This is a genomic window from Burkholderia sp. CpTa8-5, assembly GCF_017815045.1.
Taxonomy (GTDB): domain Bacteria; phylum Pseudomonadota; class Gammaproteobacteria; order Burkholderiales; family Burkholderiaceae; genus Burkholderia; species Burkholderia sola.
This window is the reverse complement of sequence record NZ_JAGIQD010000016.1, coordinates 22854-37124: the sequence shown is the minus strand read 5'-3', so window position 1 is coordinate 37124 and position 14271 is coordinate 22854. Positions and strand designations below refer to the sequence as shown.

The following is a 14271-nucleotide window of genomic DNA, read 5'->3' as shown; positions in this document are numbered from 1 at the left end:
CGCGCGCCTCGCGGGGGTCAGTAGAAGCCGGGGATCAGCGCCGCGACCTCGCGGCGGTACTGCGCATAGGCCGGCCCGAAATACCCGGTCAGCCAGCTCTCCTCGACGCGCACCTTGTACGCGAGCGACGCGAACACGAGCAGCACGCCGAGCGCGCCGCGCCATTCGCCGCCGATCAGCGCGGCGCCGACCAGCGCGATCAAGCAGCCGGTGTAGATCGGGTGACGTACGAACGCATACGGCCCCGTGCGCACGAGTTCGTGGTCTTCCTTCAGCGTGACCGACACGCTCCAGTTCGTGCCGAGATGCAGCCGCGCCCATACCGAGAACAGCAGGCCGGCCAGCAGCACCGCGAGCCCGCACTGCGCCTGCAGGCCGAAGCGCTGCCAGTCGGGCGCGAGCGCCTGCCACGACGGATCGGGCAGGATGATCAGCGCGCCGCCGACGATCAGCGGAATCGACTGGAGCGTGCGCGAGCGCGATGCCTCCTTGCGTACGGTCGTCTTGACGCGCTGCGACGTGGCGATCCAGTAAGCGAGCCACGCGGCCCACGGAACGACGATGGCGATGGTCTGAACGATATTCACGGCTGGCCTGCCTCGTTGGGATGGGAATTCGGATGCGCGGGACGTGCCCGCTGCTCGACGGACGGCGTCACGACGACAGTGCGTGCATCGGCGCGGGCACGCATGCGTGCGCGGCGGCACGTGCGATGCCGGCCGCGGCGGGCGCTTCGCCGCAGAAGAAATCGAGCAGCGCGGTACGGGTGGCTTCGCGCTGCGCGCGGCCTTCGATGTCGAGGAAATGGCCTGCGTCGGGCACCGTCGCGAACCGTGCGCGCGCCACATGCGCGCCAAGCTGCCGCACGTCGGCCGGCGTCGTGTATTCGTCGCGCTCGCCGTTCAGGAACAGCAGTTCGCAGCCGATGTTCGAGAACTCGCTGAAGTAGCGCTCGGGCTGCAGCGACAGGATCTGGTCGACGTGGAACGCGACCTGGTCCTGCTCGTCGCGCGGCAGGCGCGTGAGATAGCGGTAGTTGTACAGCTTCATGATGCGCGGCAGATAGCGGCCGACCGTGTCGTTCAGCAGCTGCGCGGCCTTCAGGTTCTCGCCGGCCGCGATGTGGTCGCGGGCCCGCGTCACGTAGTCGATCATCGCGTCGTTCAGGAACGGCGAGAACGAACAGATCGCCGCGCGCCGCACGCTCGGGCAGCCGCGCGCGAGCGCGAACAGCGACGCGACGCCGCCCCACGACACCGACACGAGGAACGCCGGCGCGAAGTGTTCGACCAGGTACTGGAGGATCGCGGCTTCGTCGTCCTTGGTCAGGATCGAGCAGCCGGGGTTGTGCTGGCGCGACTGCCCCGCATACGGCAGGTCGAAGCAGATCGTGTTGATCCGCTCGCCGAGATACTGGACGGTCTGGCCGAACGACGCGGTCGTCGCGAGCGCGCCGTTGACGAGCATCGCCGTGTCGAAGGCCGGATCGAACACGTTCCGTTCGACATAAACCTTCAGACCATTCGGCAGCGGGACCACGTGTTTTTCGGTCGGCATCGTCGTTCTCCGGTGAATGCGGCGTCTCGACGTCGCGGCATGCTGCAGCTGCGCAATGGCTGACGTCGGGCCCGTGCGCGATCGATGGACGCGCCGATTGCCGACGCACCGCGGCAATTGCCGGCGGCGCCATTCATTCCTCGTGGTGCGGCGCCATACTAATACGGTCGATATTGCTCACTCAAGTCATTCCAAAAATCCCTCTACTCGGCCCGGAAATCCGCCAGATTCAAATTTATTTGTCGATTTCTATGGTATGCAGAATCTCAAAAAAGACGATGGCAATCGTTTGCGAGCAATCCTCCTCAGCGTTAAAAAAACCATACTTATTCATTAATATCAATGAGTTATGAAGTTTAAATCGACAGATTCAAACGGTTTCCGCGAAACCACCCACCTTCACCATCCGATTTTACGATTTCATATCGTGAATGATTTTTCAGATTTCGACATTCTTTCCATTTGTAATGAAATCGAGCATGGAAACGGTCCTCCGCATTGCATCATGTTTTCACGAATCGTTTTAAACAGATTCAAACTTAATTAACCTTCTTTCAACTCGTTTTTCCGCACCTGCACATGGCTCCGGCGGCGACGATCCTTCCCGTTTGGAACGCCGCCCGCCGTTCGGCCCCGATTTTTTGTTGATTGAACGATCAATAAAAAACCGCTAAGCTCTCGACTTCCATGGACGGCCCGCCCGGGCGAAGGGAGTCGCGATGCCGAAAGTCGGAATGCGGGAGATACGCCGCGCGCAGTTGATCGACGCCACGCTGCGCTCGATCGACGAAGCGGGCCTGCCCGGCACGACGCTCGCATCGGTCGCGCAACGCGCGAACATCTCGACGGGCATCGTCAGCCATTACTTCGGCGACAAGGACGGCCTGCTCGAAGCGACGATGCGGCACGTGCTGCGCGACCTGTGGTCGGCCACCACGCGCCGCCGCGTCGCCGCACGAAAAGACCCGCGTTCGCGGTTGCGCGCGGTCGTCGCCGCGAACTTCGACGTCACGCAGGTCAGCGCGCCGGTGATGAAGACGTGGCTCGCGTTCTGGTCGCAGAGCATGCACGACCCGATGCTCAAGCGCCTGCAGCACGTGAACACGCGGCGCCTGCATTCGAACCTGTGCGCCGAATTCGCGAAGGCGTTGCCGCTCGCGAAGGCGCGCGAAGCCGCCAGCGGCCTCGCCGCGCTGATCGACGGCCTGTGGCTGCGCGGCGCACTCGCCGGCGGCCCGATCGACACCCGAGCTGCTTTGAAGCTCGCCCACGATTACATCGACCTGCTGCTCGCGTCCGACTGACGCGCGACGCAGTCGCCCTCAAGGAGATCCTCATGTCCGTATACGGTTTGCAGCGCCTCTACATCGGCGGCGGTTACGTCGACGCCACCAGCGGCAAGACTTTCGACACCTTCGATCCGGCCACCGGCGAACTGCTTGCGCAGGTGCAGCAGGCGAGCGCGGCCGACGTCGACCGCGCCGTTGCGTCCGCGCAGGAAGGCCAGCGCGAATGGGCCGCGATGACCGCGATGCAGCGCTCGCGCATCCTGCGCCGCGCGGTCGACCTGCTGCGCGAGCGCAACGACGAACTCGCAGCGATCGAAACGCGCGACACCGGCAAGCCGATCGGCGAGACGCTCGCGGTCGACATCGTCACCGGCGCGGACGTGATCGAGTACTACGCGGGCCTCGCGACTGCGATCGAAGGGCTGCAGGTGCCGCTGCGTGCCGAGTCGTTCGTCTACACGCGCCGCGAGCCGCTCGGCGTGTGCGCGGGCATCGGCGCGTGGAACTACCCGATCCAGATCGCGTGCTGGAAGACCGCGCCCGCGCTCGCGGCCGGCAACGCGATGGTGTTCAAGCCGAGCGAAGTCACGCCGCTGACCGCGCTCAAGCTCGCGGAAATCTATACGGAAGCCGGCGTGCCGGCCGGCGTGTTCAACGTCGTGCAGGGCGACGGCTCGGTCGGCGCGCTGCTCACCGGCCATCCGGACGTCGCGAAGGTGTCGTTCACCGGCGGCGTCGAAACCGGCAAGAAGGTGATGTCGCTCGCCGGCGCGTCGTCGCTGAAGGAAGTGACGATGGAACTCGGCGGCAAGTCGCCGCTGATCGTGTTCGACGATGCGGATCTCGATCGCGCGGCCGACATCGCGGTCACCGCCAACTTCTTCAGCTCGGGCCAGGTCTGCACGAACGGCACGCGCGTGTTCGTGCACCGCTCGATCAAGGACGCGTTCACGCAGAAGGTGCTCGAACGCGTGAAGCGCATCCGCGTCGGCAAGCCGACCGATGCCGACACCAACTTCGGCCCGCTCGTCTCCGCCGCGCAACTCGACAAGGTGCTCGGCTTCATCGAGAGCGGCAAGGCCGAAGGCGCGAAGCTGCTCGCGGGCGGCACGCGCCTGACCGACGGCCACTTCGCGAACGGTCAGTACGTCGCGCCGACCGTGTTCGGCGACTGCCGCGACGACATGAAGATCGTGCGCGAGGAAATCTTCGGGCCGGTGATGAGCATCCTCGATTTCGAATCGGAGGACGAAGTGATCGCGCGTGCGAACGACACGCACTACGGGCTCGCGGCCGGCGTCGTGACCGAGAACCTGTCGCGCGCGCACCGCACGATCCATCGCCTCGAAGCCGGCATCTGCTGGATCAACACGTGGGGCGAATCGCCGGCCGAAATGCCGGTTGGCGGATACAAGCAATCCGGTGTCGGGCGCGAGAACGGCATCACGACGCTCGAGCACTACACTCGAATCAAGTCGGTGCAGGTCGAGCTCGGCCGCTACAACCCGGTGTTCTAAGACAAGGAGATCCGTCATGACGACACGCGAATACGATTACATCATCTGCGGCGCGGGTTCCGCGGGCAACGTGCTCGCAACGCGCCTGACGGAAGATCCGGACGTCACGGTGCTGCTGCTCGAAGCGGGCGGTCCCGACTACCGCTTCGACTTCCGCACGCAGATGCCGGCCGCCCTCGCCTATCCGCTGCAGGGCCGCCGCTACAACTGGGCGTACGAGACCGACCCCGAGCCGCACATGGACAACCGCCGAATGGAGTGCGGGCGCGGCAAGGGGCTCGGCGGCTCGTCGCTGATCAACGGGATGTGCTACATCCGCGGCAACGCGCTCGACTACGACAACTGGTCGACGCACAAGGGCCTCGAGAACTGGACGTATCTCGACTGCCTGCCGTACTTCAAGAAAGCCGAGACGCGCGACGTCGGCCCGAACGACTATCACGGCGGCAGCGGCCCCGTGTCGGTCACGACCAGCAAGCCGGGCGCGAACCCGCTGTTCGAGGCGATGGTCGACGCGGGCGTGCAGGCCGGCTATCCGCGCACCGACGACCTGAACGGCTATCAGCAGGAAGGCTTCGGCCCGATGGATCGCACCGTCACGCCGAAGGGCCGCCGTGCGAGCACCGCGCGCGGCTATCTGGATCAGGCGAAGGTGCGGCCGAACCTCGAGATCGTCACGCACGCGCTCGCCGATCGCATCCTGTTCGACGGCAAGCGCGCGTCGGGCGTCACGTACCTGCGCGGCAGCGAGCGCGCGACCGCGCATGCGCGCCGCGAAGTGCTCGTGTGCAGCGGCGCGATCGCGTCGCCGCAACTGCTGCAGCGCTCGGGCGTCGGCCCCGGCGCATGGCTGAAGGCACTCGACATTCCGGTCGTGCTAGACCTGCCCGGCGTCGGCCAGAACCTGCAGGACCACCTGGAGATGTACATCCAGTACGAGTGCAAGGAGCCGGTGTCGCTGTACCCGGCGCTCAAGTGGTGGAACCAGCCGAAGATCGGCCTCGAATGGATGCTGAACGGCACGGGCCTCGGCGCGAGCAACCACTTCGAAGCGGGCGGCTTCATCCGCACGCGCGACGACGACCTGTGGCCGAACATCCAGTATCACTTCCTGCCGGTGGCGATCAACTACAACGGCTCGAACGCGATCGAGATGCACGGCTTCCAGGCGCACGTCGGCTCGATGCGCTCGCCGAGCCGCGGCCGCGTGAAGCTGCGCTCGCGCGACCCGAACGACCATCCGAGCATCCTGTTCAACTACATGGCCGAAGCGCTCGACTGGCGCGAGTTCCGCGATGCGATCCGCGCGACGCGCGAGATCATGCGGCAGCCGGCGCTCGACCGCTATCGCGGCCGCGAGCTGAATCCGGGCGCCGATTGCAAGAGCGACAAGGAACTCGACGCGTTCGTGCGCGCCCGCGCGGAAACCGCGTTCCATCCGTCGTGCTCGTGCAAGATGGGTTACGACGACATGGCGGTGGTCGACGAGGAAGGCCGCGTGCACGGGCTCGACGGGCTGCGTGTCGTCGATGCGTCGATCATGCCGATCATCACGACCGGCAACCTGAACGCCCCGACGATCATGATCGCCGAGAAGATCGCCGACAAGATCCGCGGCCGCACGCCGCTCGCGCGTGTCGACGTGCCGTACTTCGTCGCGAACGGCGCACCGGCGCGCAACGTCGCGAAGGCCGTGCGGCAGCCCGAGACGGTCTGACGAAGGCGGCCGCCCGCACCGGGCGCCGCGATACCACTCCTGCGGCTCGCGGCGTTCTCGCCGCGAGCCGCGTTTCATTGGGCCGGCTCGTTTGCGCTGCGCGGCCGCGCGGCCGACACGCTCCGCGTCCGCATCCGCTTGGCGCGGACAATCGGGTTCCAGCGCGACGTCAGGCTCATCGCGTCACGCAGGCGCTCGAACGCGGCATCCTCCGTCGGCCCGAAGCGGCTGACCGCCGGCCACGCGAGCACGTGGTCGACACACGTCTGCCAGATGTCGCCATGAAACCTGCGGCCGATTTCCCGCACCGTATCCGGTGCGGCGATCGCGATGCCCGCCAACAGGTAATAGGCCCAGAAGCTGCCCGCACCGACGAGCCGATCGAGCCGGCACACGGCGAGCGCGGCAAGCAGCCCGTCCGTCGATGCGAGATCGGCGCGATGCGCGCGGATCGCGCGCGCGACGAGATTGTGCTGACCGCCGTACGCCTGAACGGAAACGCCGTGGCCGGCCGCAAGCTCCGCGGAGAACGTCGCGAGCGCAGCCATCTCGTCGATACGCGCGGCGTCGTCGCGCGGGCCACAGGCGCGCAGCACGATCGCGTCGATCACGGCGCCGGGACGGGCCGGCGTTTCCGTGCCCGTTGTCGCGACCGCCGTCGGATTTTCTCTCAGGTTCTTCGCAGGCGGCGTCTCGCGCGGCCCGTCGTGTTCGTTCGCGATGCATGCGCCCGCGTCGTCGCCGCTGCGTTCGACGCCGCCGGCAATCCGTTCGAGCGCGGCCCAGCCGAGTTCGGGATCATCGAATGCGCACGCATCGATCACGCCGTGCGCGGTGTCGAATACGGCACGCGAGCCCGGACAGCAACGTTCGGCTTGCGCGAGTTGCTGCGCGGAAGGCACGTGCGTGCATGCGCCGGGCGAATCGGCCGGATCGCACGCGCAACCGCTGCCGTCCGTCGCGATCCACGGGACCAGCCGGTGAAGCACGGCCCTCGCTTCGCGGGACAGGCTCGCGCCAGCGCCCACATGTATCGCGTGCGACGGGACGACAACCGGGTCGCCGGCGCAAGCCGCCCCGTCGAGATGTTCGATCAGGTACTGCAGCCACGCGGCCGTGCGCAGCCGGTCGGGCGTCGCGCCGCGGGCGTCGCCATACTTTGCTGGATCGGTAAGCATGGGTCGTCCGGGATGGTTCTGGCTAATTGACCTGGTTTTGTTTCAATCGAATCGGGCGGCGCAGTACGCGACGCCGCCCTGCCACTCCGCCCGTGCCGGATCGCGACACGGGCGGTCAACCGGCCGCCGCGCCGATACGCGCGACGGCTCGACCCCGTCGAAGCATCGAAGCCGCGAAAACCCGCCGCGCTTGCCGCACGGCCCTCGCGCGCGGCGGGTTCCGCTTCGATCGCGCGACGCTTACTGCACGTGGAACTTCGGCGACGTCAGCACCGTGCCGCCCACCGTGCAGTCCGGCGTCAGCGTCGCGTTGTTGAACGTCAGCGACGAGTTCGCATCGCTCCACGCCGTCACGACCTTGCTTGGCCCGCACGCGCCGAGCAGCGTAACGTTCACCTTCACGTTGTTGATCGACAGCTGCGTCGTGCTGTCGGCCTGCCCGGTCCACGGCGACGTGCTGCTCGCGCTGCCGCTGATCAGCGAGCACGTCGCGCCGCCCGTGAACGTCGTCGACGTGATGTTGACGATGCCGGTCGACGTGATCGTGCCGTTGAAGGTCGCGGTACAGGCCGCCGTGATCGACCCCTTGCTCAGGTTCGTGAGACCCGATGCGGAGAACGGCTCGCCGTTCGGGTTCATCGGCTGACCGTCCGCGCGCGAAACGGTGACCGCGAAAGCAGGCGCGGCCGAAACCGCGGTGAAAGCCACTGCAGCAACAAGCGATACGATTTTGCGAATGCTCATTTGAACTGCCCCCTCTCTTCACAAATGGCGGCACGCCGCCAGGAACGCGATCTTCCGGCCGGAACCCTCCGGCCAGCCGGTCGCAGGAAGCCGCCGGCACGCGTCATGCGCGCCGGTCGGCTCAGAACTTGTAGGAAATCCCGACGAACGTGATCAACGGGTCGGCCTTCAGTCGCGTGCGCGTGGTCGCGAGCGTCGAACCGTCGGCCGCCTTGATCACCAGCGACGAGTAGGTCTTCAGCGGCATGTACGTCAGCGTCGCCGTGAGCCCCCAGTGCTTGTCGATCGCATAGCTCGCGCCGACGTTGTAGACCGGCGTGAACGACGACGACGCCTTGCCCTCGACCGACGTCGCGCCCGGCTTGCCGGCCCCCGCCGCGAGCACGCTGCCGAGGTTCTCGTTGATGTCCTTCGCGAAGTTGCCGTTCAGTTCGATGTTGCTGAACCAGCTGTAGGCCACGCCGATCCCGACGAACGGACGGAACTTCGCCGTCGGCGAATTGAAGTAGTACTGCAGAATGACCGTCGGGCTCCACTGCCGCGCGTTCTTCACGGCCGGCTGGTTCGCCGACTTGTCCATGTCGACGTTGCCGAGCGCGCCGGCCGGGCCGGGCGGCCTGATCACGCCGTGTCCGGTCAGCGTGAATTCCGGCGGCACGCCGAGCACCGACGTCACCGCGATGTGATCGGTGAAGAAGTGCGTGAGCGTGAGGCCGACCGTGTCGGCGTTGTTGACCGTCAGGCTCGTGCCCGGCGACGTGAACGAACCGGGCAGGCGCAGCGGCCCGTTGATCGGCATGCTTGCAAGATTCGTCGTCAGCCCGTTGGTCGAATCCTGCGGCATGATATGCAGCCAGCCCAGCGTCGCGACGTTGTCGCCCGCCTGCTGGGCCGATGCGAGCGTCGACACGCCTGCGACGACACCCGCGACAATCAGCTTCTTCATGAAGTCCCCCCCTCATTCTGTCGGGGCGCTGCGCATTCGCGCGCGGCGCCGCCGTGTCTCCATCCACACGCGGTCACTGCACGAACGCGCCGACCGTGAAGTACGGATTGCTCGTATCGGCCATGTCGAGGAACCCGAACACGCCGCCGGTGAACACGAACTTGCCGGTCGCCGGCCCCGACGCCGCGTCCGCGTGCACGGTCGTCACGACGCCCGGCACTGTCTGCGTGTAGTCGAGGTTCAGCGCGCGCGTGAGCGCGGCCTGCGACGCATTGAACGGATCGAGCAGCGTCGCCTGCGCGCCGACGAGCGCGGTCGCGCGGTAGTTGAACGCGCTGTCGACGCCCGTGTACTCGCCGTTCTGCGAGCCCTGGGAGACCGCCGTCTGCGGGCTCAGGAACGAGATGCCCGATTCGTCGTCCGCGCTCGGCGCCCCTTGCGTGAGGTCCGCATTCGCGGCGCCGGTGCGGATGAAGATCGGCACGAGCTGGTTGCGCAGCTTGCCGACGATCAGAATCCCCTTGCCGGCCTTCGCCGGATCGAGCGCCGCGAGCGTCGGCGGAATCTGCGGCTGGTAGTTGAGCGACTGGAATGCCGGCGCATCCGGGCGCAGCGTGAACGGCTGGTTCACGGTCGCGCTCGACGCCAGCGGCTGCCCGCCGTTCTTCTTGCCGAAGTTGTCGGTTTCCGTATAGCTGCCGTCCGCGTTGATCGTCACCTTCTGGTCGAGCGCCACCGGCTGGAAGTTCTGCGACGGCACCTGGTGATAGCCGAGCTGGTTGTACGTGCCGGCGATCTTCGTCAGGTCGGTTTCGAGCGACGAGAAGCTGATGAACGGGTAGTACGGGAACGTCGTCTTCGGGATCTTGCCGACGCCGATCACGCCGTCGAACTGGATCGTCGCGCCGGGGATCGCGCCGCCCAGCACGCCTTCGCCGAGAAACAGCCGCGCGGGCCGGCTCGGGTCGAGGCTCGCGTTCTGCATCCGGAACGTGCACTGGTTCAGCTTCACCGTGGGCAGCCCCGTTTCGTCGGCCAGCGTGCCGTCGACCACGTTCGCGGGCGCGGTGTCGCGCGTCGGCTGCACGGTGCCCGCGGTGGTCGGCACCGGCGACGCGAGGTAGGTCATCCGGTACGTCATCTTCGTCGTGTCGAGCTGCACCTTCACGAGCTCGCCCGACCCGGAGCCTCCGACGAACACCGTGTTGTAGTCGATCGTCTGCGGGCACAGCCGGACCACCGGCGCGGGCGGCGGGTCGCCGTCGCCGCCGCATGCGGCCAGCACGGGTGCGACCGATGCCGCGGCCATCCAATGCTTAAAATTCATAGGAATCCTCTTGAAATTCGATTCACCGGCGGCAGCGCATGCGCCGCCGGTGTGACGTGTTCGATGCCGGGTTACTGGACGAACGCGCCGACCGTGAAGAACGGGTTGACCTGGCTGTTGTTGACGACCATCGCGTAGACATTCCCGGCCGTCACGATCCACCCCGTATCGCCCTTCTTGAAGATCGCCACGTTGCCGGCCGCGCCCTTCGCGTTGAAGTCGCTGTTGGCCGTGACCTTGACCTTGCCGGGCGATGCCTGCGTGTAGTCGAGCCCGAACTGCGCGGTCGGCGACGACGTTTGCGGATCGATGAACGCCGCGGTATTGCCCTGGAACAGCGTCGACGTGTAGTTCGCCGCGATGGTCGACACGGCGGTGCCGTCGCTGCAGTTGCCGGCAGACGGCGTGAAGTAATTGAAAGTCGTGTTGAACGTGCCGGGCAGGTCCGGATGCGGAACGAACGGATTGAAGCTCGGCCCCTGGCCTGCCGCGCTGCCCGACGGCCCGTTGTTGGTCACCACGCCGCATGCGGATGCGCTCGTCGCCCCGATGAACCCGCCCTTCAGCACGTTGGGCGCGACGGCTTTGGCGGGCGCGAGCATCGAGATGCCGACCTCCGCATCGGCCACCGAGCCCAGCGGATTGCCCGGTGCGGCATACGCATACCCGACGCGGATCACGACCGGCACCAGCGCACCGTTCAGCTTGCCGACGATCATCACGCCGTGCGCCTGGCTCGGCACGAGGATCACGAGCGGCTGCCCCTGGCCTGCCGACGGATAGGCCTGCCCCGACTGCGCGTTGCTGACGAATACGTTGTCGGGCGTACCGTCCGCATTCTTGCGCAAGGTCCACGGCGAACCGGTCGTCTGACACGAGTAGTCGCTGCCTGGCGTGATCGTGCAGGAGCCGTCCGCATTGAGCGTCTGGTTCCAGTTCACGACGTCCGGCTGCCAGCCTTGCGGCGTGGTGGTCTGATAGGTGGTGCCGGTCGGCGACAGATGAATGCCGACTTCGTTGTACACGCCGGCCACCTTCGTGAAGTCCGTTTCGGTATCGGTAAAGCCGATGAACGGATAGAAGTCGAATGTGCGCGACGGCACCGAGCCGAGGAAGAAGCCCGGCGCGAGTTCGATGCCCTGGAATGCGATCGTCGCGCCCGGAATGCCGCCGCCGACCACGCCGTTGCCGACGAACAGCATCGGCGGATCGGCGCGATTGATCGTCACCGAATATGCGCCGTCGCTCGTCGCGCCGCTATCGAGCACGAACGCGCAACGATTCTGCTCGGCCGTCGGGAGGTTGGTCGGATGATGGAACGCGCCGCTGATCGTCAGGCCCGCGCGCGTGTCGTTGATCTGCCCTGCCGAGGTCGGCACCGACGAGTCGATGAATTGCATCTGGTAAGTCAGCTTCGTCGTGTCGAACTTCACCTTCACGTATTCGCCGCTGCCGGCGCCGCCCGTATACGTCGTCGTGTAATCGAGCGCGTCCGGACACAGCTTCGTCACGACGGGCGGCGTCGTTTCGGCGCCGCTCGGCCCGCATGCGCTGCCCGAGCACTGCGGCACGGTGATCGGCCCCGGATCGTCGCCGCCGCCGCAACCGGCGACGAACGGCAGCACCAGCACCGCGCACGACAGGATCGCCTTCCGCCATTCAGGAATGCAAATCATCAACCCCTCCTTTTCAGGTACGACAAGTCTCGTCCGGCCGGGCTGCATGGCCTGCCGGTTGGTATCGCGCCGCCGCACGAATGCGCGGCGCATGACGCTGCACGCGGGACCGCCGCGAACCGGTCGGGCATAGGCGGCACACGCGGCGGCGGACAAACGCGCTCCCGCGGCGCCGTCATGCGGCACGGCGCCGTCGGAACGATCGAAACGGAAAGTGGCCTGCCGCTACGGCTTGCCGCTACGGCTCGCCGCTACGGCCTGCCGCTACACGGCGAGGTGACGGCGCAGGCATGCGACCTGCGTCGCGCCTGCATTCAGCGAAAAATCGGGAAGCGGCAGTCCCGCCGGCCCGGCGGATAGGCGTCTCATGATGTTGGTCTCCATACGTACGCTTGATTCGTTTTCGTGATGCGTCGTGTGTCGAGACTATGATCGGACCATTCCCGCAAGTAAATGGATGCAGAGTTCCAAACGACGGACGCCGCGCGATCCTAGCGTTTATACGGTATTTAACAGATTTTCAAACGGCCTTCATTTTATTTGCTCAGACAAATAAACGCCGCGTGGAACACGCGTTTGAACGGCCCTGCGAATCCGCGCCGGGCCAAGCCGGCCGGCCTTCCGCGGCCAGCACGCATGCTGCGGCGCACCCTCACACGTCGATGATCGCGAGCGTGCCGTGGCTGCCGGGCAGCACCGCGTGGCGCGTGCCGGCGCGCGCGAGATACATCTGCCCGGCGCCGACCACGACCGTTTCCGCTTCGACCTCGAGCATCAACGTGCCGTCGAGCACCAGCAGCCCCTCGTTGTAGTCGTGCACTTCCGCTTCGTAAGGCTGGGCATCCATGCGCAGCACCTTGATCCGGGCCGGACCCACTTCGCCGACGATCGTGGATTGCCATGCGCAGGCCTGCGCGTTTGCCACGGATTTCAAATCGATCAAAGACATGCGCGCCGCTCCGTATCGCCGGGAAAGGAACGCATTATCGCGAGCGCCACGCGTGTCGTCCCGGTACGGCGCGAGGGCCGGCGGGCGGCACAGTCGGCCAGCCGGCCGGGTGGCCACGCGAGCGCGGGCCGATTGACGGAAAACGACCGGAATTGTTCGCGCCACTCAAATAAAACACCGAATCATTGAGCAATATCACCGCAATCCACCCAAATTCGGCACCGGCACGACCCGGCCTTTCCATCAGAATGCATTTCGATCTGCCGATTGCTAATATGGCGGTCCCGCGATCCCGCACCACCCTGCCGTTCGACATGACGCCCGTTCGCCATGCCGTCCCCGGTCCCGGCCGCTTCGCAGCGGCGGCGGCGCCGGGCACGCGCGGCGCCGGCCGTCGCGCCGGCCGGCCGTGCCATCCGTGAGCATGCAACCGATCCTTTCCGTCTCCGACCTCTCCAAGACTTACGCGTCCGGCTTCCAGGCGCTGAAGCACGTGACCCTCGACATCCGCCCCGGCGAGATCTTCGCGCTGCTCGGGCCGAACGGCGCCGGCAAGACGACGCTGATCGGCTCGATCTGCGGCATCGTCACGCCGACCGAAGGCCGCGTGACGGTCGGCGGCCACGACATCCGCGATCAATACCGCGCGGCCCGCGAAATGATCGGCCTCGTGCCGCAGGAGCTGACCACCGACGCGTTCGAATCCGTCTGGGCCACCGTATCGTTCAGCCGCGGCCTGTTCGGCAAGGCGCCCGATCCCGCGTACATCGAGAAGACGCTGAAGGCGCTGTCGCTGTGGGACAAGCGCGACAACAAGCTGATGACGCTGTCGGGTGGCATGAAGCGCCGCGTGATGATCGCGAAGGCGCTGTCGCACGAGCCGCGCATCCTGTTCCTCGACGAACCGACGGCCGGCGTCGACGTCGAGCTGCGCCGCGACATGTGGAAGCTCGTCGATTCGCTGCGCGAAAGCGGCGTGACGATCCTGCTGACCACGCACTACATCGAGGAAGCGGAGGAAATGGCCGACCGGATCGGCATCATCCTCGGCGGCGAGCTCGTGCTCGTCGAGGAAAAGCGCGAACTGATGCGCAAGCTCGGCAAGAAACAGCTCACCGTGCAGCTCGAGCAGCCGCTCGCGGACGTGCCGCCCGCGCTCGCGCCGTTCGGGCTCGAACGCGCGGAAGACGGCGCCGCGCTCGTCTATACGTACGACTCGCAGCGCGACGACGCGAGCATCGCGAAGCTGATCAACGCACTCGGCTCGGCCGGCATCGGCTTTCGCGACCTGCACACGACGCAGAGCTCGCTCGAGGACATTTTCGTCAGCCTGATCGACAACCGCCGCAACGGCGTGCAAGGAGCCTGACG

Annotated in this window: 12 protein-coding genes; 4 read left to right on the top strand and 8 right to left on the bottom strand. The window is 66.4% G+C overall.

What is annotated here, in order from left to right; translation table 11 throughout:
* Positions 1–17: 17 nt before the first annotated feature.
* Together J8I35_RS22865 and J8I35_RS22860 are read right to left on the bottom strand one after the other, a co-directional pair.
* Complete coding sequence (locus tag J8I35_RS22865) at positions 18–587, bottom strand: isoprenylcysteine carboxylmethyltransferase family protein (RefSeq protein WP_209926974.1); 570 nt, start codon at positions 585–587, stop codon at positions 18–20.
* 67 nt (positions 588–654) lie between these two features.
* Positions 655–1557 (bottom strand): alpha/beta hydrolase, encoded by a 903-nt coding sequence (locus J8I35_RS22860; RefSeq protein ID WP_050012283.1) that lies wholly within the window; start codon positions 1555–1557, stop codon positions 655–657.
* 719 nt (positions 1558–2276) lie between these two features.
* Here J8I35_RS22860 and betI point away from each other — a divergent pair.
* The 3 genes from betI to betA are packed head-to-tail and all read left to right on the top strand — an operon-like array spanning position 2277 to position 6080.
* Positions 2277–2861 carry a transcriptional regulator BetI gene (betI, locus tag J8I35_RS22855; RefSeq protein WP_050012282.1) on the top strand — a complete coding sequence of 195 codons (585 nt, stop codon included), beginning with the start codon at positions 2277–2279 and terminating at the stop codon, positions 2859–2861.
* A 32-nt stretch (positions 2862–2893) separates the two neighbouring features.
* Positions 2894–4363, top strand: coding sequence for a betaine-aldehyde dehydrogenase (gene betB / locus J8I35_RS22850; protein ID WP_209926973.1), 1470 nt, complete (start codon positions 2894–2896; stop codon positions 4361–4363).
* Between the two features lie 16 nt (positions 4364–4379).
* The gene (gene betA / locus J8I35_RS22845) at positions 4380–6080 is read left to right on the top strand and encodes a choline dehydrogenase (RefSeq protein WP_050012280.1); all 1701 of its coding nucleotides are present in this window, start codon (positions 4380–4382) and stop codon (positions 6078–6080) included.
* 74 nt (positions 6081–6154) lie between these two features.
* On the opposite strand, the gene J8I35_RS22840 is transcribed toward betA, so the two are convergent.
* The 6 genes from J8I35_RS22840 to J8I35_RS22815 all read right to left on the bottom strand — a co-directional run bounded on the left by J8I35_RS22840 (position 6155) and on the right by J8I35_RS22815 (position 12900).
* Positions 6155–7258, bottom strand: coding sequence for a hypothetical protein (locus J8I35_RS22840; protein WP_209926972.1), 1104 nt, complete (start codon positions 7256–7258; stop codon positions 6155–6157).
* Between the two features lie 240 nt (positions 7259–7498).
* The gene (locus J8I35_RS22835; protein ID WP_050012278.1) at positions 7499–8002 is read right to left on the bottom strand and encodes a hypothetical protein; all 504 of its coding nucleotides are present in this window, start codon (positions 8000–8002) and stop codon (positions 7499–7501) included.
* Between the two features lie 121 nt (positions 8003–8123).
* Complete coding sequence (locus tag J8I35_RS22830; protein WP_050012277.1) at positions 8124–8948, bottom strand: OmpW family outer membrane protein; 825 nt, start codon at positions 8946–8948, stop codon at positions 8124–8126.
* Positions 8949–9021: 73 nt separating this feature from the next.
* Positions 9022–10275, bottom strand: a complete 1254-nt coding sequence (locus J8I35_RS22825) for a DUF2957 domain-containing protein (protein ID WP_124555524.1) — start codon at positions 10273–10275, stop codon at positions 9022–9024.
* Positions 10276–10346: 71 nt separating this feature from the next.
* Entirely contained in the window at positions 10347–11951 is a 1605-nt protein-coding gene (locus tag J8I35_RS22820) for a DUF2957 domain-containing protein (protein WP_209926967.1), read from the bottom strand.
* Positions 11952–12603: 652 nt separating this feature from the next.
* A complete protein-coding gene (locus tag J8I35_RS22815) occupies positions 12604–12900 on the bottom strand; it encodes a cupin domain-containing protein (protein ID WP_050012274.1) in 297 nt (98 codons plus the stop codon).
* Between the two features lie 424 nt (positions 12901–13324).
* Here J8I35_RS22815 and J8I35_RS22810 point away from each other — a divergent pair, with 424 nt between their 5' ends.
* A complete protein-coding gene (locus J8I35_RS22810; protein ID WP_050012273.1) occupies positions 13325–14269 on the top strand; it encodes an ABC transporter ATP-binding protein in 945 nt (314 codons plus the stop codon).
* The last annotated feature ends 2 nt before the right edge of the window (positions 14270–14271 follow it).